Below are 19,058 nucleotides of genomic sequence, written 5' to 3'. Positions count from 1 at the left end.
GCCCGGCCCCCTGAAGGGACCGGGCCCGCGCTCGGGAGGTCGTGCTACTCGGTGACCTCGTGGCCGTGGTCCTCGTGGAGGCCGCCGCCGCTGCCCGCGTCGCCCTCCGTCGGGACGGAGACGACCGGCTTCTTCAGGGAGCTGATGTCGTGGGCGTAGGTGCCCACGGCGTTGGCGATGACGTCGATGTTGGCGTCGAAGGCCTTCATGTTGACGTTCGACAGGTTGTCACCGGCCGCGTGGTAGTTCACGTCGTACGCGACACCCGCCGTACCGCCGAACTTGGCGGCCTGCGCCGCCGTCTTGATGCCCTCGGCGCCGGTGAACGTGCCGCCCGACGGGATGCCGATCTCGATGAACGGTCCGTAGTCGGAGCGGCCCGTGAAGTCGGTGCCCTCGTGCGGGAGTCCGCGCTTGTCCATGAACTCGTTGATGTCGCGCTCGAGCTGGGCGGATCCCTCGGGGCCCGCGCCCGCGCCGACGTTGTCCGAGTTGTCGCCGTCGTAGACGAACAGGCCGTAGTTCGGCGAGGCGATCATGTCGAAGTTGAGGTAGAGCTTGACTTCCTTCTTGTCCAGCTCGCTCATGTTCGCGACGTAGTGCTCGGAGCCGAGCAGGCCGTTCTCCTCGGCCGACCACCAGGCGAAGCGGACCTTGTTGCGGACCTTGTCCTTCGACTCGGCGAGTTCCAGGGCGGCCTGGAGCAGACCGGCGGAGCCGGAGCCGTTGTCGTTGATGCCGGGGCCCGCGGTCACGGAGTCGAGGTGCGAGCCGAGCATCACGGTGTTGGCCGCGTTGCCGCCCTTCGTCTCCGCGATGACGTTGTTGGTGGTGCGCTTCTCCTGGAGCTGGCGGATCTCGAAGGAGATGTTCACCGGCCCCTTGGCGAGGTCGGCGGCGAGCTTCTCGCCCTCGGCCTGGGTGACGCCACCGGTCGGGATCTTCCCGGCCGCCGGGTCGCCGAGCGTGCCGGAGAGCGCGCCTTCGGTGTTGTTGTAGATGATCGCGCCCGCGGCGCCCGCCGCCGCGGCGTTCTCCTGCTTCACGGCGAAGGTGCAGCCGCCGCGCTTGATCAGGGCGACCTTGCCGGTGAAGGTCGAGGAGGCGAAGTCGGCCGGCTCACAGCCGGTGGTGCCGTCGGCGTCGACCGGGACGGTGGCCAGGTCGGCCTTGATACCGCCGACCGGCGTCGACTTGGTGTAGGTCATCGCCGCGATCTGGATGTCGCGGGGCGCCGGGGAGATGACGGAGGCCTTCTCGGCCAGCGTCTGGGTGTAGATGAATTCGAACTTCTGGTACGAGACGTTGTAGCCGGCCTTCTTGAGCTGCTGGTACACGTACGCCGCGGAGGCGTCGTGCCCGAGCGAGCCGGCCGCGCGGTGACCGCCGGCCGAGTCGGCTATCGCCTGGAACTTCTGCAGGTGCTTGTAGGCGTCCTTGCCGGACGTCTCGCGGACCAGCTTCTTCGCCAGCTGCGCGGCGTCCCGGGCGGGCTTGGCCCCGGGGTCCGGAGTGGCGGTGGCGGGGGAAGCGGCGGCCAGCATGAGCGGGGTCGCGAGTGCGGCTGCGGCCAGGGTGGCCGCGGCTCTGCGAGAGGATGCGTTCACAGAGGTCCTTCCCGATGCGAACGAGGTTGAGGGGAAGTTAGCGATCTCGGGTGCTCCCTGTGAACAGCTCAGCGACAATTCATGTCGCATTTAGCAGGATTGACATTCGGAACCGTCAATTCTCTGCCGATTTGGCCGCTTTTGCGGCGCGCTTCGCCTCCTGCTTGAAGGCACGGACCTTGGCGAGCGACTCGGGTCCGGTGATGTCTGCCGCCGAACGGTACGAGCCGGTCTCGCCGTACGCGCCGGCCGCCTCCCGCCAGCCCTCCGGACGAACGCCGTACTGCTTGCCCAGCAGCGCGAGGAAGATCTGCGCCTTCTGCACCCCGAATCCGGGCAGCGCCTTCAGCCTGGCCAGCAGCTCCTTCCCGCTCCCCGCGTCCGCCCAGACGGCCTCGGCGTCCCCGCCGTACTCGTCGACGAGGAACTGGCACAGCTGCTGGATCCGCTTGGCCATCGAGCCGGGGTAGCGGTGCACGGCGGGTTTCTCGGAGAGCAGCGCGCCGAAGGCCTCCGGGTCGTACGCGGCGATCTGCCCCGCGTCGAGATCGTCCGTACCGAGCCGCTGGGCGATCGTGTACGGCCCGGAGAACGCCCACTCCATGGGGACCTGCTGGTCGAGCAACATGCCGACGAGCGCGGCGAGCGGGGAGCGGCCGAGCAGCTCGTCGGCCTCCGGCTGCTGGGCGAGGTGGATCTCGGTGGTCATGATTCGATGATCGCGCCGGAGCGGTCTCCCCGCACGGGCTGTCACCCGATGTGGTCACCCGCTGCCGCTCGACGCATGCGACGGCCGCAAGCCCCTGCCGGGCGGGCCCGACGCCACCCGCGTACCGACGTCGCGGTCAGGGATTCCGGTTCGCCGCGCGCGAGAGCGTCCAGACGTAGTACCAGGCGTTCTCGCGGAGAGTGCGCGGGCTGTTGTCCGCCCCGGCCTGGAACGCGCCCCACAGCCCGCCGGCCGCCCCGCCGACGACGGCCGTGAGCGCCGACTGGAGGGCGGGGCCGTAGACGGCGACCAGGCTGGCCGTGACCGTGCCGACGACCGCGCCGGTCACCGCCACGGCCCGCTTGCGGCGGACCTGGTTCATCTGGGACTGCATGCCCAGGACCCCGTCCTGCATCCGGAGGCCGATCTTCATCAGCTCCGCTTCGCGCTGCGGGGCGTCGAGCGCGTCGTCGACGTTGGCCAGCTCCATGCGCAGCCATCCGCGGTGGGCCCGGTAGGCGTCGAACTCGCCGACGGTGATCTCGCTGAAGGTCTCCAGGGAGATGCCGTCGAGGAAGGGCAGTTCCAGATCCTCGATGACGGGGACGACGAGCCGGCTGACCGTCGCAGGAGTGCGGCTCTGGGCGACGACCCGGCGCCCGGTGGCGGCGAAGTCCAGCAGACCGGGCACGTCGGAGTGGGTCAGCGGGCCGGAGTGTCCGCCGTGGTCGGGGTAGTCGTTCGGGTCCGGCGACGAGTGGTAGTGCTGGGTGTGCCGCGTCACCGAGTACGTGGGCAGGTACCAGGCGCAGCCCGCGCGCAGCAGCGGTTCGGTCTGCAGCAGCCAGCGGCCCAGCCGTTCGAGGTCCGGGCAGTGCATGCTCAGGTCTTCCGAGGTGCTCGACCCGGTGGGCAGGACGAGGGAGCGCTCCTCCTCCATCGTCTGCGGGGCGAACGAGGAGCGGTTGGAGAGCCGCCGGACGTGGTGGCGACCGCCCGCGCCGTTGTGGGACAGCAGCAAGGTGTCCGAGACCAGCACGGCCCGCTTGGTCAGGTCGGCGAAGTCGCCGGAGTCCACGCCGATGCCGACGTGGAAGCGCGAGGCGGCGAAGCGCTTCTCGTCGACGAGGCGGCGCCGCCGCCGGTGGAAGAGGTGCTCGCCGTAGGCCTGGGCCACCAGGCGGGGTGCCTTGCGGGTATCGGCCGACAGCCCTCTGAAGAAGCTCCGCATCTGCCCGGCGACGACGGCGTTCTCGACTGCTCCCGGCCTGCTGAACCACCTCATGGAGTGCCACCCTAGGCAGCGCTCGCGGGACCGCGGGAGGACTCCGTGATCCTTCCCCCGGGAGGGTGACGGCCCCGGCCGCCCTCTATCGGGAGCCCAGCCTCGTCGCCGGGTCCTCGCACCACCGGAGGACCGAGGGCCACTCCCCGTATCCGGAGTCCGGGGTGAGGTGCGCGCCGCCCGGGACGACGTCCATGTCGAGGCCGAGCGGGGTGCCGTAGTGCACGTCGGCGCCCTCGGGGCAGTACGGGTCCCCGGCGGCGTACACGAGCCGTACCGGCGCCTTCAGCCGGACGGCGTCCAGGTCGAGCCCCTCGGCGAAGGCGGTGATCTCGGGGATCGAGGCGGTCACGGCGGGGGAGGGCGGGGCGACCAGCAGGACCCGGTCGACGTCGGGCGAGGCGGCCCGCAGCCACAGCAGGACGGACAGGCTGTGCGCGATCACGACGAACTCGCCCTCGGCCGGCCGGTGGAGCTGCGCGCGCAGCGCCGCCACCCAGTCCTCCAGGACGGGGGCGTCCGGCTCGGGCAGCTGGGGATAGCGCACCTCGTGCCCGCGCTCCCGCAGCTCCCCGGCCAGCCAGTGGTGCCAGTGGCCGGGCGGGCGGTGGTTCTGGAAGCCATGGAGGATGAGGAAGGTCGCCATGGGGCCGATGGTGCGCCGCGAGGGCGGGCGGGGTCCAGATCGTTTCAGGGTGTGGACGGGTGTCGGGAGTTCGACGGGCCCCGGGGGAGCCGTGGGTGCGGGAGACGTCTCCGACCCCGCACCCACGGCCACGGCTCAGGCGCCCACGTACGCCTTGAGGTGGCGTGCCGTCAGGGTGTCGCCCTTCTCGACCAGTTCGGCGGGGGTGCCCTCGAAGACGATGCTGCCGCCGTCGTGGCCCGCGCCGGGGCCCAGGTCGATCAGCCAGTCGGCGTGGGCCATGACCGCCTGGTGGTGCTCGATGACCACGACCGTGTTGCCCGCCTCGACGAGCCGGTCCAGGAGGGCGAGGAGCTGGTCGACGTCGGCGAGGTGCAGCCCGGTGGTCGGCTCGTCGAGGACGTAGGTCGCGCCCTTCTCGGCCATGTGGATCGCCAGCTTCAGGCGCTGCCGCTCGCCTCCCGAGAGGGTGTTGAGGGGCTGGCCGAGGCGGAGATAGCCGAGGCCGACGTCCTTCAGCCGGCCGAGGATCGTCCGGGCCTGGCCCTTCGCCGTGAAGAAGTCGTACGCCTCCTCGATCGCCATCGACAGGACCTCGTGGATGTTCTTCCCGTCGAGGGTGTAGGAGAGCACCTCACTGGTGAAGCGCTTGCCCTCGCACTCCTCGCAGACCGAGGCGACGCCCGCCATCATCGCCAGGTCGGTGTAGACGAGCCCGAGCCCGTTGCAGGTCGGGCAGGCGCCTTCCGAATTGGCGCTGAAGAGGGCGGCCTTGACGCCGTTGGCCTTGGCGAAGGCGGTACGGATCGGGTTGAGCACGCCCGTGTACGTCGCCGGGTTCGAGCGGCGCGAGCCGCGGATCGGGGACTGGTCGGCGACGACGACACCCTCCCGGCCCGGCAGGTTCCCGTGGATGAGGGACGACTTGCCGGAGCCGGCCACGCCCGTGACGACGGTCAGGACGCCGGTCGGGATCTCGACGCTCACGTTCCGGAGGTTGTGCTGGGTCGCCCCCTCGATGGAGAGCGAGCCGGTCCGGGGCCGTACCTCGGCGCGCAGCTTCGCCCGGTGCGCGAGGTGGTCGCCGGTCAGCGTCCCGGAGGTGCGCAGGCCGGGCACGTCGCCGGAGTAGCAGATCTCGCCGCCGGCCGAGCCCGCCCGCGGACCCAGGTCCACCACGTGGTCGGCGATCTCGATGACCTCCGGCTTGTGCTCCACGACGAGGACCGTGTTGCCCTTGTCGCGCAGCCGCAGCAGCAGGTCGTTCATGCGCTGGATGTCGTGCGGGTGCAGTCCCGTGGTGGGCTCGTCGAAGACGTAGGTGACGTCGGTGAGCGAGGAGCCGAGGTGCCGCACCATCTTCACGCGCTGCGCCTCGCCGCCCGACAGCGTGCCGGAGGCCCGGTCCAGGCTGAGGTAGCCGAGGCCGATCTCGACGAGGGACTCGAGCAGTTCGCGCAGGCCCGCGAGGAGCGGGGCGACGGAAGGGTCCTCGATCCGGCGGACGAAGTCGGCCAGGTCGCTGATCTGCATCGCCGAGCACTCGGCGATGTTGATCCCCTCGATACGGGAGGACAGGGCGGCCCGGGTCAGACGCGTGCCCTCGCACTCGGGGCAGGTCCGGAAGACGACGGCGCGGTCCACGAAGGCCCGGATGTGGGCCTGCATGGCTTCGCGGTCCTTGGAGAGGACCGTGCGCTGGAGCTTCAGGACCAGGCCCTCGTAGGTGAAGTTGTTGGAGCCGACCTTCACCTTGCAGGACGGCTTGTGGAGGAGGTCCTCCCACTCCTGCTCGGTGAAGTCCGCCAGCTTCTTGTCGGGGTCGTAGAAGCCGGAGTTGGCCATGATCTGCCACATCCAGGAGTCGACGGCGTACCCCGGCACGGTGATGGCGCCCTCGTTGAGGGACTTGGTCCGGTCGACGAGCTCGTCGACGTCGATGTCGGAGATCTGGCCGACGCCCTCGCAGCGCGGGCACATGCCCTCGGGCAGATTGAAGCTGAAGGCGCCGGAGGTGCCGATGTGCGGGGTGCCGAGGCGGCTGAAGACGATCCGGAGCATCGTGTACGCGTCGGTCGCCGTGCCCACCGTGGAGCGGGAGTTGGCACCCATCCGCTCCTGGTCGACGACGATCGCGGCGCTGAGGTTGTGCAGTCCGTCCACGTCCGGTCGGCCGAGGGCCGGCATGAAGGACTGGAGAAAGGCGCTGTAGGTCTCGTTGATCAGGCGCTGCGACTCGGCGGCGATGGTGCCGAAGACGAGCGAGGACTTCCCGGAGCCGGAGACGCCGGTGAAGACGGTGAGGCGGCGCTTGGGGAGGTCGACGGAGACGTCCTTGAGGTTGTTCTCCCGGGCTCCGCGGACCTGGATGACGTGGTGGCTGTCCGCTGCGGCGGGGGTGGTCATGTGTGGCGCCCTCCGATGGTGGTCCCGTATCAGGACCACGTTACTCTATACAGCGTACAAAGTAACGGGAATTAGGTCTGACCTGCGAGAATGGGTGCCATGGCGAAGGAGCGGAGCAGTGGGGCGGGCGATCCGGCGCGGACCCTGGAGCTGCTGTGGCGGGACGGCGCGCCGTCGGTCCCGGGGGGCCGGCGAGGCCCTCGGCAGGGGCTGACGGTCGACGCGGTCGTGGACGCGGCGATCGGTCTGGCCGACGAGGGCGGGCTCGACGCTCTCACCATGCGCGCGGTCGCCCAGCGGCTGGGCGTGACCCCCATGACGCTCTACACCTACGTCCCGGGCAAGGCCGAGCTGCTCGATCTGATGCTGGACTCCGTCTTCCTGACGATGCCGCGTCCGGCCTTCGCGGCGGGCGAGCCCTGGCGGGAGCGGGTGACGGCGGTCGCCGACGCCAACCGCGCGCTGTACCTGGGCCATCCGTGGCTGGCGGAGCTGCGGGTCCACCGGCCGCCGCTCGGCCCGGGGGTGATGACGAAGTACGAGCACGAGCTCGGCGCCTTCGAGGGTGTGGGGCTCGACGACGTGGCCATGGACTCGGCGCTGACCCACGTCCTCGGCTTCGTGCAGACCGTGGCGCGGACGGAGTTGGACGCGCGGGCCGTGGAGCGGGAGAGCGTGCTGTCCGACCACGAGTGGTGGGCCGCGCACGAGCCGCTTCTGACCCGGGTGCTCGACCCGGAGCGCTTCCCGCTGGCGACGCGGGTGGGGGAGGCGTCGGCCGTGGCGTACCAGGGTCTGTACGACGCCGGCCACGCCTACGCCTTCGGTCTCGCCCGCGTCCTGGACGGGCTCGCGGCGCTCATCCCCCCAGGTTCAGCAGCGCGTTGAGCCCCTCCTTGAGCTCGTCGGCGGAGAGCTCGCGCTCGGCCGACAGGTGGTGCATCAGGCTCGGCGAGAACGGTGCGAGCAGGAGATGGGCGAGCAGCGCGCCGTTCGCCTCGGGCCGCAGCCCTGAGAGCAGCAGGGTGACGTGGGTGTGCATCGCGAGGTACGCGCCGCTGGTGTAGCGCGCGCTGGGGGCGGCGGCCTGGGCGGCGAGCAGGAGTTCGCGCTGCTCGATGACCCGGTCGACGAGGGCGTCGAGGAAGGCGTGCAGCCGCTCGTCGGCGGGGGCGCCGGGGCCGAGCGGGGGCGGGCCGCCCATGTACGCCTCCTGGAACTGCCGCTCCCGGTCGTCGAGGAGGGCCCACAGGAGCTGGGAGACGTCGCCGAAGCGGCGGTAGACCGTGCCGACGCCGATACCGCTGGCGTGGGCGACCTGGTTCATGGTGACGGCCTCGGGCCCCACCTCGGCGACGATCCGCGCCGCCGCGTCGAGGATCTTGCGCCGGTTGCGCGCGGCGTCGGCCCGCTCGGGGGCGGCGCGACCGGCGGTGGGGAGCAGGGTGATCCCGGGGGCGGAGGGGATGCCGGAGGCGGGGAGCGGTCCGGGGACGGGCTCGGGTCCGGGGGTCGAATCGGATCCGGGGACCGGCTCGGGTCCGGGGGCGGTCCCGGGCCCCTGCGAGGGTCCCGATTCGGGACCGGGTCCCGGTCTCTTCTTCGTGGTCATCTCGTCCGCCTGCCCTTCGCCCTTCGCCCCGAGTCGCCCCCCTCGGTCCGTCCGTGACTCGAGCATAACGGAGCGATATCCGGTTCTTCGTGGGTTCCCCTTGCAAAGTGGATTGGTATCCACTTACGCTCGTTCCGTTGAACCGGAACGTAATCCGCTTAAGGGGCTCGTCATGTCCGTCAAGGTTGCTGTCATCTACTACTCGGCCACGGGGAACGTGCACGAGCTCGCCCAGGCCGTCGCCGAAGGCGCCGAGAAGGCGGGTGCGGAGGTCCGGCTGCGCCGGGTGCCCGAGCTGGCTCCCGAGGCCGCCATCGACTCGAACCCGGCCTGGCGCGCCCATGTGGACGCCACGAGCGACGCCGAGATCGCGACGCTCGACGACCTGGAGTGGGCCGACGCCTACGCTCTCGGCTCGCCCACCCGGTTCGGCAACGTCGCCGCGCAGCTGAAGCAGTTCATCGACACCTCGGGCGGGCTGTGGCAGCAGGGCGTCATGGCCGACAAGCCGGCGACCGCCTTCACCAGCGCCCACAACGTGCACGGCGGCAACGAGTCGACGCTGCTGGCGCTCTACAACACCTTCCACCACTGGGGCTCGGTCATCGTCTCCCCCGGCTTCACCGACCCGGCGGTCTACGCGGCGGGCGGCAACCCCTACGGCACGGCGCACCCGGGCGCGAACGGTGCCCCGGAGGAGAACGTGCTCCAGGCGGCGCGCTACCAGGGTGCGCGCCTCACGAAGATCGCCAAGAAGCTGAAGGGCATCGCGACGGACTGACGCGTCGGCACACGGTCACGCACCCCCGGGGAGGCATCCCCGGGGGTGCGTGCGTTGGGGTGGTGTGTGCGGGGAGGGGGTGGGCTGCGCGCTGCCGTGAGCTAGCCGGGGTCGGGCGCAGGTGCGAGTGCGGACGCTGGGCCCGGGGTCGGTGCGGCCGCGGGCGTCCGAGGGGCGTACCTGCCCAGGAACATCTCCACGCCGTCGCGTACGAGCCGCTCGGTGAGGTCCTCGCTCAGCTCCGTGCCGTACTGGTCGAAGACCATCTGCGGGAAGAGCAGGAGCGAGTAGAGCTGGATGACCGCGACCTCCAGGTCCGGGATCTCCAGCCGGCCCCGGTCCGCGAGCGTGCGCAGCGCGTCGGCGACGGCCGGGTGGTGGCCGGCGGGCCCGTGCTCGCGCCAGGCGCGGCCCAGTTCGGGGAAGCGGTGGAGCTCGGCGGAGACGAGGGCGCGCAGGGCGCGGACCTCGTCGTTCTCGCGGACGGCCCGGACCCAGGTGCGGGCCGCCTCGACGAACGCGGCGCGCAGGTCGTCGGCGTCGGCGAGGCCGGCGAGGTCGGGCCCGTTCTCGTCGCCGCCGTCGGGGCCCGGGGTCAGGGGCTCGTCGAGCGCGCCCGCGACGACAGCGGTGAAGAGCGCTTCCTTGCCGCCGAAGTGGTTGTAGACGGTCACCTTCGAGACGCCCGCCTCGGTGGCGATGGCGTCCATGCCGACTCCGAAGCCCTCGCGGAGGAAGAGGGTGCGGGCGGCGCGCACGATCGCCTCCCTCTTGCGGGCGGCGCGGGGCCCGGTGGGGGCGGGCTTCGAGGGGCGGTCGCTCATGATCCGACCCTACCGAACGAACTGTACGGTTGAGTTCAACTGAACTGAACCGTACAGTTCAGATATGACTCGGACCCCTGCCCACGCCCCTGCCCATGTCCACACCCGCCCTCCGGCCCACCCGCGCCGCTGGACGGCCCTGGCGCTGATCTGCGTGGCCCAGTTCATGCTGATCCTCGACGTCACCGTCGTGAACGTCGCGCTGCCGCGGATCGCCGTCGACCTGGGGCTCGACCGCACCTCGCTGACCTGGGTGGTCACCGCGTACACCCTCTGCTTCGGCGGGCTGATGCTGCTCGGCGGCCGGCTCGCGGACGCCCTCGGCGCCCGCCGTACGCTCCTCGCCGGACTCGCCGTCTTCACCGCCGCGTCCCTGCTGTCCGGCCTGGCGGTGAACGCCCCGATGCTCATCGGCGGCCGCATCGCCCAGGGCGTCGGGGCCGCGCTGCTCTCTCCGGCCGCCCTCGCGCTGGTCACGACCTCCTTCCACGGCGCCGAACGCGCCAAGGCCCTCGGGGTGTGGGCCGCCATCGGCGGCACCGGCTCCGCCGTCGGAGTCCTGCTCGGCGGCGTGCTCACCGACGGACCGGGCTGGCCCTGGATCTTCTACGTCAACGTCCCCGTCGGCCTCGCCCTGCTGGCCGCCCTCCCGACGATCGTCCCCGCCTCCGTCCGTACCCCTGCCCGCCTCGACCTCCCGGGCGCGCTGCTGGTCACGGCCGCCACCGGCTCCCTCATCTACGGCCTGGTCCAGGCGGGTGACACCGGCTGGGCGTCCGCGTCGGCGCTCCTGCCCCTGCTCGGCTCGGTCCTGCTGTACGGGATCTTCGCCGCGGTCGAACGGGCGAGCCGCGCCCCGCTGATGGACCTGCGGATGCTCACCCTCCGCCCGGTCGTCGCCGGCTCGTTCCTGATGCTCGTCGCCACCGCGCTGCTCATCGCGTTCTTCTTCCTGGGCTCGGTCCAGCTCCAGAAGCTCCACGGCTTCAGCGCCCTCCGCACCGGCCTGGTCTTCCTGCCGGTGGCCGTCACCACGGCCGTCGGCGCCCACCTCGGCTCCCGCCTGCTGGGCTTGGTGGGCCCGCGCGCCTGCGCGACCGGCGGCATGGCGATCGCCGCCCTCGGCTGCCTCCCGCCGGCCCTGGTCACCCCCGGCACCAACGCGTGGACCACCCTCCTTCCGGCCCTCTCGCTCGCCGCCCTCGGCCTCGGCGCGGTCTTCGTCACCGCCACCACGACGGCCCTCGGTCTGATCGCCCCGCACGAGGCGGGCCTCGCCTCCGGCATCGTCAACACGTTCCACGAGGTGGGCGGCTCGATCGGCGTGGCCCTCGTCTCCACCCTCGCGGCGGCGAGCATCCAGGGCCCCGCGGCGACGACGACCGGCTTCACGGCCGCCTTCACCTTCTGCGCAGCCCTGGCCACGACCGCAGCCCTGACCGCCCCCTTCCTCATCCCCCCGGGCAACCCCCGCCCGACGGGCGGCCCGCACGCTCACTGACCCAGCCGGGCCGCCCGTGTTCGCAGGTAGTGGCGTTCCGGGAGGCTGAGGGTGAGGTCGGCCGCTTCCTCGTAGGCCTCGCGGGCCGCTTCGGTCGCGCCGGTGCGTTCGAGGAGGTGGGCGCGGACCGCTGCGAGGCGGTGGTGGTCCTTCAGGCGGGGTTCCAGGGCGGTGAGTTCGGTGAGGCCGGACTCGGGGCCGTGGACCATCGCGACGGCCACCGCGCGGCCCAGTTCCGCCATCGGGTCGGGGGCCTGGGCGACCAGCAGGTCGTAGAGGGCGAGGATCTGCGGCCAGTCCGTGTCCTCGGGGCGCGCCGCCTCGTCGTGGAGGGCCGAGATCGCCGCCTGGAGCTGGTACGGGCCCGGCGGGCCCTGCGCGAGGGCCTCCTCGACCAGGGCCGTGCCCTCGGCGATCGCGGCGGCGTCCCAGAGCCCGCGGTCCTGTTCGTCCAGGGGGATCAGCTCGCCGTGCGAGCCCGTGCGGGCCGCGCTGCGGGCCTCCGTCAGGAGCATCAGGGCCAGCAGGCCGGTCACCGTGCCCTCCCTCGGCAGCAGACGGCGCACGGCCCGGGTCAGCCGGATCGCCTCGCCGGCCAGGTCGCCGCGGTGGAGCGTGGGGCCCGAGGTCGCGGTGTAGCCCTCGTTGAAGATCAGGTAGAGCACCTGGAGGACGGTGGCCAGACGGGCGTCCCGGTCCTCCGGGCCCGGAGGGTGGAAGGGGTGGTCGCGGAGCTTCGCCTTCGCCCGGCTGATCCGCTGGGCGATCGTCGCCTCGGGTACGAGATGCGCCCGGGCGATCTCCGCCGTCGTGAGGCCCCCGACCGCGCGCAGCGTCAGCGCGATCCGGGCGGCGGGCGCGAGCGCCGGGTCGCAGCAGAGGAAGAGGAGCGTGAGGGTGTCGTCGTCGGACGGGGCGGCCCGGGTCTCGCGGGGTTCCAGCCGGGCGGCCGTCTCCTCCCGCCGCGCCCGCGCCTCGTCCGCCCGCAGTTGGTCCGTCAGCCGCCGCGAGGCGACCCGGATCAGCCAGCCGCGCGGATTCGCCGGCGTCCCCGCCTCCGGCCACTGCCGCGCGGCGGCCAGCAGGGCCTCCTGCACGGCGTCCTCCGCGGCGTCGAAGTGCCCGTACCGGCGCACGAGCGCGCCGAGGACCTGCGGCGCGTGCCGGCGCAGCAGGTACTCGACCGTCTCCTCCTCGTCCACGCTCAGTCGGCGAGGAACTCGGACTCGGTCCGCTCGTCGATCTGGCGGATCACCACCGGGTACTCCGGCGCCCCGGCCGGCTGCGGACACCGGGCGACGCGCTCCGCGATCTCGGTCACCCGCTCCAGGCTCGCGCAGTCGAGCACCCAGTACCCGGCGAGCAGCTCCTTCGTCTCGCTGTACGGCCCGTCGGTGATGACCGGCTGCCCGGCCTTGTCGACGGAGACGAACCGCGTCCTGGCCGGCTCGACGAGCCCCTGCGCGTCGACCAGTTCGCCCGACTCCGCGAGGTCGTTGTTGATCGACCCCATGTGCTCGAACATCGCCTTCATGTCCTGCTCGCTCCACACGGGACCCTGCCCGGCGCTCTTGCCGGTCATCACGTCGTAGTCGGCCTGGGATCCCTGCACCATGACGAGGTACTTCATGACGTTCTCCTTCGGTGGTGGCTCATCCGTTTCCCGGACGCCTTTCACAGGGGACGTCGGAGCCGGGCGCCGATCCTCGACACCTCGCGGGCGCCGTTCCGGATTCTTCTCGGATTCCACCCGCAGGAACCACGGCCCGAACCTCTGACCTCCTCGGCCGCAGGAAGCGACGGTCCCGTTCCGTGACGTGGCGCAGCGGCCCCGCCGCGCGCAGGACGACGTCGAGGACCCGGTCGGGCTCGGCCGCGTAGCTGTGCGCGAACCACGGCATGTTCGCCTCGACCACCGCCCACCGATCCCGTCCGGTGTCCATGTCCGTGACCAGGCCGATGTCGACGGCGACCGCGCTCGGCAGCGACTCGCCCGCCGCGGCGAGGAGCCGTTCGCCGAAGCGGCGGGCACCGGCCGGGAGCGGACCCGGGTCGAGACGGCCGTACACGGCGTACCGGCTCCCCGTGACGATCCGGCCGTCGAGCGCGAACAGCCGGAACTCGGAGGCGAAGCTCACCACGTCCGAGACGAGGACCGCCGTGTCGGGCGGCAGACGCCCTGGCATCCCCTCCGCGAGCCGTCCGCCGTCCGCGTACACGGCAGGAGGGAAGGACTTGTCGCCGGGCGGCTTCACGAACGCGGGGCGCCGAAGGCTCGCCCTGGCCTCGGCCAGGGTCGTCAGGACGACGCGACGGGCGGTGAACTCCTCCGGAAGGTCCGCGAGCCACGCGTCCGCCGGTTCCAGAAGGCCCAGGCCGAACGGCAGGGCGATCCGGTCGGCGAGCAGCGGGCCGCCGTACCAGTGGTGCCCCGAACGCCCGGGCGCGAGCGCCTCGGGCGGCCCGTCCAGAACCCGTACCTCCATGCCCCGGCGGGCCGCCGCCTCGGACATCAGGAGGGTGGTGGAGGTGCGCTGGGGCGAGGTCAGCAGCACCGACATCTCGCCTCCGGCCGTCTCGCCTCCGGCCGTCTCGGCTCCGGTCGTCTCGGCTCCGGCCGTCTCGGCTCCCGGCATCCCGTCCCCCGCCCGGTCGGCCCCCGACACCTTGTCCCCCGCCCGGTCGGCTCCTGACACCTCGTCTCCCGTCCTGTCGGCTCCCGGCATCCCGTCCCCCGTCGCCTCTTCTCCCGAACTCACCCTCCGGCCGCCAGTTCCCGCTCCAGCGGCGAGCGGAAGCGGGGAGTCACCCGTACGTCGCCGATCCAGCCCGCGAGCCGTTCCGCCTCGGCCGCGATGGCGGCGCCGCCCTCCGCGCCCACGTCGGCGAGCAGCCGGGGGGCGATCTCGCCGTCCGGGCGCTGGGCCCAGACGCCGACGACGCGGCCGTTCCACCACACCGTCGGACCGATGTTCCCGCTGCGGTCGTACAACACCGGTCTGTACTCCGGATCGATGTACCAATCGCGCTGCTGCCAGCCCATCGCCGTCGGGTCCAGTGCGGGGAGCAGCGCCGCCCACGGCTCCGGCTCCGGTACGGAAGCGGTGTCGTCCGGCAGGACGTAGCCGGTGCCCTCCGCCAGCTCGACCTCCGCGGCGCCGAGCGCCGCCAGCGCCTTGCGGACGTCGGTGACCTTCCAGCCGGTCCACCACTTCAGATCGGCCTCGGTCGCCGGCCCGCACGTCGCCAGCCAGCGCCGTACGAGTTCGGCGTGGGCGTCCGCGTCGCTCGGGTCGGGGCGCTCCGGGGTCAGCGTCCAGCGGAAGCGGCTGGAGGTCCAGGTGCCCTGCGGCCGGCCACGGGCGATCCGGCCCTCCATGCCGAGGACGCGCAGCAGTCGGCTGGAGAGTGGCTGGTTCCCCTCCTGACGGGTGCCGATCCCGTACACGTACTGCACGCGCAGCCGCGGTACGGCCGCACCGAGCTCCGCGCCCGTCGCCTCGCCCCGCGCCGCCAGCTCCGCGGTCAGCAGACGCTCGGTCTCCGCGAGCCACTCCTCGTCGTACGCGCTGCCCTTGCGCAGGTCCCTGGTCAGCATGGCCCGTTCGCGGGTGGCGACGTCCCGCGTGGTGGAGGCGTGCACGGCGGGGGTGAGGTCGGTCGGGAAGACGAAGATGGTGTGCCGCATCCCGTGCATCCGGGTCAGCGTCCGGTCCTCGTACAGGGCCTGTTCCAGAGCGCGTACCGGCCCTTCGTCCCCGCGCAGCCGCGCCCCCACCGCGAGGAAGACGCTCGCCGGGTCGCTCGCGTGCAGCGCCACCAGGGACCCCGCGACCTCGGCCACGTCCACCGCCCGCGCCGTCCCGGCCAGCCGGTGCCGTACGGCCAGCCGGGCCCTGCGCTCGTCCGTCGTGATCGGACGTCTCTTCGTACCCATGCCGGTAAGCATGGCCCCCCACACCGACAGGAAGCCGGTTACTTCTTTCACGTACTCGTACTCGTACTCGTTCTCCGGCTGGAGGGTCCGTCCCTCACAGGGGCCGTCCCGCACTGGGGCCGTCCCGCACCGGGGCCGCCCCTCACCCCGCCGCGCGTTCGCCCAACGCCCGGCGGCGCAGCGTCGCGTTCGTCAGAGCCGGCGGGCGCCACACGCCGTCCGGCTGGTAGAGGTTCGTGCCCGGCGGGACGATCTCGTCGATCCGGTCGAGGGCCTCGTCGTCGAGGACCAGCGAGGCGCCCTTCAGCAGCCCCTCCAGCTGTTCCCCCGTCCGCGGCCCGATGATCACGGACGTCACGGCCGGGTGCGCCGCCGCGAAGGCGATGGCCAGTTCGGGCAGCGAGCAGCCGATGTCCTCCGCCAGGGCGACGAGTCGCTCGACGGCGTCGAGCTTCGCGGCGTTGCCGGGGATCGTCGGGTCGAAGCGGTGCGGATGGAGCGCGGGGCGCCCGCTCGTGAGGTCGATCGGCCGGTCCTTGCGGTACTTCCCGGTGAGGAACCCGGACGCCAGCGGACTCCAGGTCAGCACCCCCATCCCGTACCGCTGCGCCACTGGCAGCACCGAGGCCTCGATGCCCCGCGCGAGCAGCGAGTACGGCGGCTGCTCGGTGCGGAAGCGGCGCAGCCCGCGCCGCTCGGCGACGGCGTGCGCCTCGACGATCTCCTCGGCGGGGAAGGTCGAGCAGCCGAACGCCCGGATCTTGCCCTGTGCCTGGAGGTCGCCGAGGACGGCGAGCGTCTCCTCGATGTCCGTACGGTGGTCGGGCCGGTGTACCTGGTAGAGGTCGATCCGGTCGGTGCCGAGCCGCGTCAGGCTGTCCTCGACGGCCCGGGTGAGCCAGCGCCGTGAGAGACCGCCGCGGGCCGGCCCTTCGCCGATCGGGAAGTACCCCTTGGTGGCGAGGACGACGCCGTCCCGCCGGCGGGGGTCGCGCAGCGCCTTGCCGACGATCTCCTCGGACTCGCCGGCCGAGTACATGTCGGCGGTGTCCACGAAGTTGATGCCGTGGTCGAGCGCGGCATGGATGACCCGTACGGAGTCCGCGTGGTCAGGGTTGCCGACGGCGCCGAACATCATCGTTCCGAGGCAGTACGCGCTGACTTCGATCCCGGTCCCGCCGAGTACGCGATATCGCATGTGTCGGACCTCCCCGTCGGTCTTCCGGCGTGCAACCGGTTCGCGCGGCACATTAGAAGCTGGAGTGGACTCCAACGCAAGAGCGCATGGCAGCCGGGAAGTCCCCCAGCACCACGAGAGCCTTGCTCCGCCGCGTACGACGACGACCAGATCCGACCGGCATCGGGATCTGGATCGGGATGGGGATTGGGGCTCCGGCTCGGGCTCGGGTCATACGAGCTCTTCCGAGGGGGCGAGCAGGGCGTCCGCGACCGACGTGCGGGCGTAGAGGACGGAGCGGCCGCTGCGGTGCGCGGTGACGAGGCCCGCGTTGCGCAGTGCCGTGAGGTGCTGGGAGACGCCGGCGGCCGACAGGCCGCAGTGGGCCGCGAGTTGGGTGGTGGAGGCCGGGGTGTCGAGTTCGGTGAGGAGCAGGGTGCGGGAGCGGCCGAGGACGGCGGCGACGGCGTCGGTCGCAGCGTTCGTACGCGGCTCCCAGAGGTTGCCGACACCGCGTGCGGGATAGGCGAGTTGGGGCGGATCCGGTGCCACCGCGCGGGTCAGGACGCGGGGCCAGGCGAATGCCGAGGGGACGAGCAGCAGCCCCGAGCCGACCTGGTCGCGGGTCATGGTGGCGCAGTGGCGGCGTACCAAGTGCAGGGTGTCGTCGTCCCATCGGACGGTCTCGTGGAGTTCGCCGAGGACGCGCGCCGAGCCGTGCTCGGCGACCTGCCGGGCGCGGTGGAAGACATCGGCTTCGAGGAGCTGACGGATGCGGGCCCAGTAGGGGGCGAGGGCGAGTTCCCAGTACGTCTCGATCTCGGCGGCGACCTTCTCCAGGGCCTCCTCGGGCGCCTCGCGCAGCAGCCGCAGCCGTGGCGAGGGGCGGTGGCCGGCCGGGTCCTTGGCGCGGAGGATGTCCAGGTCGTCGCACACCTGCGCGGGCGTGGACGCGCGGATCGCGTCCAGTTCGGCGGCGAGGGTGGGGAAGGGAGTGGCGGGGGTCGGGTTGAGGAAGTCGGCGAGGTAGCCGTGGCCCGGGACCAGTTCGGCCAGCCAGCCGTTGTCGAGTCCCGCCTGCGTGAGCCGGGGCCGTACCTGTGCGGCCCAACGCCGGTGCAGCGGCGGCTCGGTGGTGTCCCTGAGCAGCCGGAAGCTGGTGACGACCTCCCACATGGGGGAGACCGCGAACCGGGTCTGCGCCAGGTCCGCCGCCGAGAAATTGAGCCCCGATTCCATGTGTCCCCCACACCGTTGATCGATTCGGTCTGAGCTTAATCAATGGAGGGTCGTGGTGCCCCGGGCGCATGGTCCTCGCATGTTCTCCTCCTTCCGCGGGCTCCCGTCCACCGTGTGGACCGTCTTCGCCGGCACCGTCATCAACCGGCTCGGTTTCATGGTCACGCCCTTCCTCGTGTTCTTCCTCGCCGCGCGTGATGTGACGGGGGCCGAGACGACGTACGTCCTCGGTGCCCTGGGTGCCGGCAATCTGCTCGGTCCGGCGGTGGGCGGCGTCCTCGCCGACCGCATCGGCCGCCGTCCGACGATGCTGATCGGGCTCGTCGGCTCGGCAGCGGCACAGGGCGCGCTGTTCGTGGCGCCGGGCGTGTGGACGATGGCGGCCGCGGCGCTTCTGATCAGCGCGATGGGCGCGTTGGTCGGCCCGGCGGCGTACGCGCTGATGGCCGACGCGGTCGACGCGGAGCGCAGGCAGCGCGCGTACGCCCTGTTCGGCTGGGGGGTGAACATCGGTACGGCGGTGGCGGGCGTGCTCGGCGGCTTCCTGGCGGCGCAGGGCTACTGGCTGTTGTTCGCGGTGGACGCGGGGACGATGCTGATCTACGCGGTGGTGGTGGCGACGCGCCTGAGCGAGCCGCCGCGCGCGAAGGCGGCGCAGGGTTCGGACGACGGCATCGGGTACGGAGTCGTCTTCCGCGACCGGCTGGCCATGGCACTGCTCCCCCTCTTCGGGATCGAGCTCTTCGTCTACTCCCTGACGGAGGTCGCCCTGCCTCTCGCCGTCCACGACAGCGGTCTCTCGCCGGCGGTGTACGGGGCGATGGCGGCGGTCAACGCGATCCTGGTGGTCGCCCTCCAGCCCTTCGTCACGGCCTGGCTGTCGCGCCTTCCCCAGCTCCCGGTGCAGGGCGCGGGCAGCGCGCTGATCGCGATCGGCGTGGCGCTGACGGGACTGGCGGACGGGGTCGTGGGCTTCACGGTGTCGGTGGTCGTCTGGTCGCTGGGCGAGGTGGTGGTCGCGGGCATCGCCGCGACGGTCATCGCCAACCTGGCCCCGGCCCACGCCCGCGGCCGCTACCAGGGCGCCTTCAGCTGGACCTGGGGCGTGGCCCGCTTCGCGGCCCTCACCCTGGGCGTGACGCTCTACACGAACCTGGGCCCGGCGACGCTCTGGTGGACGGCCCTGACGGGCGGCCTGGCGGCGGCGACGCTGACGCTGACGCTGACGGGGAGGGTGGCGAGGAGGGCGGGGCATGAGCTGGCGGCGTGAGGGGGGTGGCGGAGGTGGTGGGGGCTGGGGGTGGGGGGGCGCCCCCCGGGCGGGGGGGGGGGGG

17 protein-coding genes are annotated in these 19,058 nt (G+C 72.3%); 4 read left to right on the top strand and 13 right to left on the bottom strand.

Annotation, left to right across the window (positions count from 1 at the left end):
* Positions 1–44 precede the first annotated feature (44 nt).
* From ACFC0D_RS30700 to ACFC0D_RS30680, 5 genes are all read right to left on the bottom strand, one after another.
* Complete coding sequence (locus ACFC0D_RS30700) at positions 45–1,607, bottom strand: M28 family metallopeptidase (protein WP_376442932.1); 1,563 nt, start codon at positions 1,605–1,607, stop codon at positions 45–47.
* A 115-nt stretch (positions 1,608–1,722) separates the two neighbouring features.
* The gene (locus ACFC0D_RS30695; protein WP_376442929.1) at positions 1,723–2,316 is read right to left on the bottom strand and encodes an HhH-GPD-type base excision DNA repair protein; all 594 of its coding nucleotides are present in this window, start codon (positions 2,314–2,316) and stop codon (positions 1,723–1,725) included.
* A gap of 136 nt (positions 2,317–2,452) precedes the next feature.
* Positions 2,453–3,601 (bottom strand): hypothetical protein, encoded by a 1,149-nt coding sequence (locus ACFC0D_RS30690; RefSeq protein ID WP_376442927.1) that lies wholly within the window; start codon positions 3,599–3,601, stop codon positions 2,453–2,455.
* An 85-nt stretch (positions 3,602–3,686) separates the two neighbouring features.
* A complete protein-coding gene (locus ACFC0D_RS30685; protein ID WP_376442924.1) occupies positions 3,687–4,247 on the bottom strand; it encodes an RBBP9/YdeN family alpha/beta hydrolase in 561 nt (186 codons plus the stop codon).
* A 135-nt stretch (positions 4,248–4,382) separates the two neighbouring features.
* Complete coding sequence (locus tag ACFC0D_RS30680) at positions 4,383–6,653, bottom strand: ATP-binding cassette domain-containing protein (RefSeq protein ID WP_376442922.1); 2,271 nt, start codon at positions 6,651–6,653, stop codon at positions 4,383–4,385.
* 99 nt (positions 6,654–6,752) lie between these two features.
* Here ACFC0D_RS30680 and ACFC0D_RS30675 point away from each other — a divergent pair, with 99 nt between their 5' ends.
* Entirely contained in the window at positions 6,753–7,541 is a 789-nt protein-coding gene (locus ACFC0D_RS30675; RefSeq protein ID WP_376442919.1) for a TetR/AcrR family transcriptional regulator, read from the top strand.
* Here the strand turns inward: ACFC0D_RS30675 and ACFC0D_RS30670 are convergent.
* Positions 7,513–8,265: a TetR family transcriptional regulator gene (locus ACFC0D_RS30670; protein WP_376442916.1), complete on the bottom strand. Its 753-nt coding sequence runs from the start codon at positions 8,263–8,265 to the stop codon at positions 7,513–7,515. The genes ACFC0D_RS30675 and ACFC0D_RS30670 overlap by 29 nt on opposite strands.
* 172 nt (positions 8,266–8,437) lie before the next feature.
* On the opposite strand from ACFC0D_RS30670, the gene wrbA reads away from it, so the two are divergent.
* Positions 8,438–9,046 carry an NAD(P)H:quinone oxidoreductase gene (gene wrbA / locus ACFC0D_RS30665; RefSeq protein WP_376442914.1) on the top strand — a complete coding sequence of 203 codons (609 nt, stop codon included), beginning with the start codon at positions 8,438–8,440 and terminating at the stop codon, positions 9,044–9,046.
* Positions 9,047–9,147: 101 nt separating this feature from the next.
* Here the strand turns inward: wrbA and ACFC0D_RS30660 are convergent, their stop codons facing one another.
* Positions 9,148–9,870 carry a TetR/AcrR family transcriptional regulator gene (locus tag ACFC0D_RS30660; RefSeq protein WP_376442911.1) on the bottom strand — a complete coding sequence of 241 codons (723 nt, stop codon included), beginning with the start codon at positions 9,868–9,870 and terminating at the stop codon, positions 9,148–9,150.
* Between the two features lie 64 nt (positions 9,871–9,934).
* Between ACFC0D_RS30660 and ACFC0D_RS30655 the strand changes: the two genes are divergently transcribed.
* On the top strand, positions 9,935–11,371 hold the full coding sequence (locus tag ACFC0D_RS30655; RefSeq protein WP_376442908.1) for an MFS transporter: 1,437 nt from the start codon (positions 9,935–9,937) through the stop codon (positions 11,369–11,371).
* Here the strand turns inward: ACFC0D_RS30655 and ACFC0D_RS30650 are convergent.
* The 6 genes from ACFC0D_RS30650 to ACFC0D_RS30625 form a co-directional block, all read right to left on the bottom strand.
* Positions 11,365–12,573, bottom strand: a complete 1,209-nt coding sequence (locus tag ACFC0D_RS30650; protein WP_376442905.1) for an RNA polymerase sigma factor — start codon at positions 12,571–12,573, stop codon at positions 11,365–11,367. The genes ACFC0D_RS30655 and ACFC0D_RS30650 overlap by 7 nt on opposite strands.
* Positions 12,574–12,575: 2 nt before the next feature.
* Positions 12,576–13,001 (bottom strand): YciI family protein, encoded by a 426-nt coding sequence (locus ACFC0D_RS30645; protein WP_376442902.1) that lies wholly within the window; start codon positions 12,999–13,001, stop codon positions 12,576–12,578.
* 22 nt (positions 13,002–13,023) lie between these two features.
* Positions 13,024–14,067: an ATP-grasp domain-containing protein gene (locus tag ACFC0D_RS30640; RefSeq protein WP_376442899.1), complete on the bottom strand. Its 1,044-nt coding sequence runs from the start codon at positions 14,065–14,067 to the stop codon at positions 13,024–13,026.
* Between the two features lie 59 nt (positions 14,068–14,126).
* Positions 14,127–15,308: a winged helix DNA-binding domain-containing protein gene (locus ACFC0D_RS30635; RefSeq protein ID WP_376442896.1), complete on the bottom strand. Its 1,182-nt coding sequence runs from the start codon at positions 15,306–15,308 to the stop codon at positions 14,127–14,129.
* 142 nt (positions 15,309–15,450) lie between these two features.
* Positions 15,451–16,506: an aldo/keto reductase gene (locus tag ACFC0D_RS30630; RefSeq protein ID WP_376442893.1), complete on the bottom strand. Its 1,056-nt coding sequence runs from the start codon at positions 16,504–16,506 to the stop codon at positions 15,451–15,453.
* Between the two features lie 210 nt (positions 16,507–16,716).
* Positions 16,717–17,724 carry a DUF5937 family protein gene (locus tag ACFC0D_RS30625; protein ID WP_376442891.1) on the bottom strand — a complete coding sequence of 336 codons (1,008 nt, stop codon included), beginning with the start codon at positions 17,722–17,724 and terminating at the stop codon, positions 16,717–16,719.
* 79 nt (positions 17,725–17,803) lie between these two features.
* Here ACFC0D_RS30625 and ACFC0D_RS30620 point away from each other — a divergent pair, with 79 nt between their 5' ends.
* Positions 17,804–18,994 carry an MFS transporter gene (locus tag ACFC0D_RS30620; RefSeq protein ID WP_376442888.1) on the top strand — a complete coding sequence of 397 codons (1,191 nt, stop codon included), beginning with the start codon at positions 17,804–17,806 and terminating at the stop codon, positions 18,992–18,994.
* Positions 18,995–19,058: the final 64 nt, after the last annotated feature.

This window comes from Streptomyces sp. NPDC056222, assembly GCF_042264065.1.
GTDB lineage: Bacteria > Actinomycetota > Actinomycetes > Streptomycetales > Streptomycetaceae > Streptomyces.
This window is presented reverse-complemented; position numbering and strand designations above follow the sequence as displayed.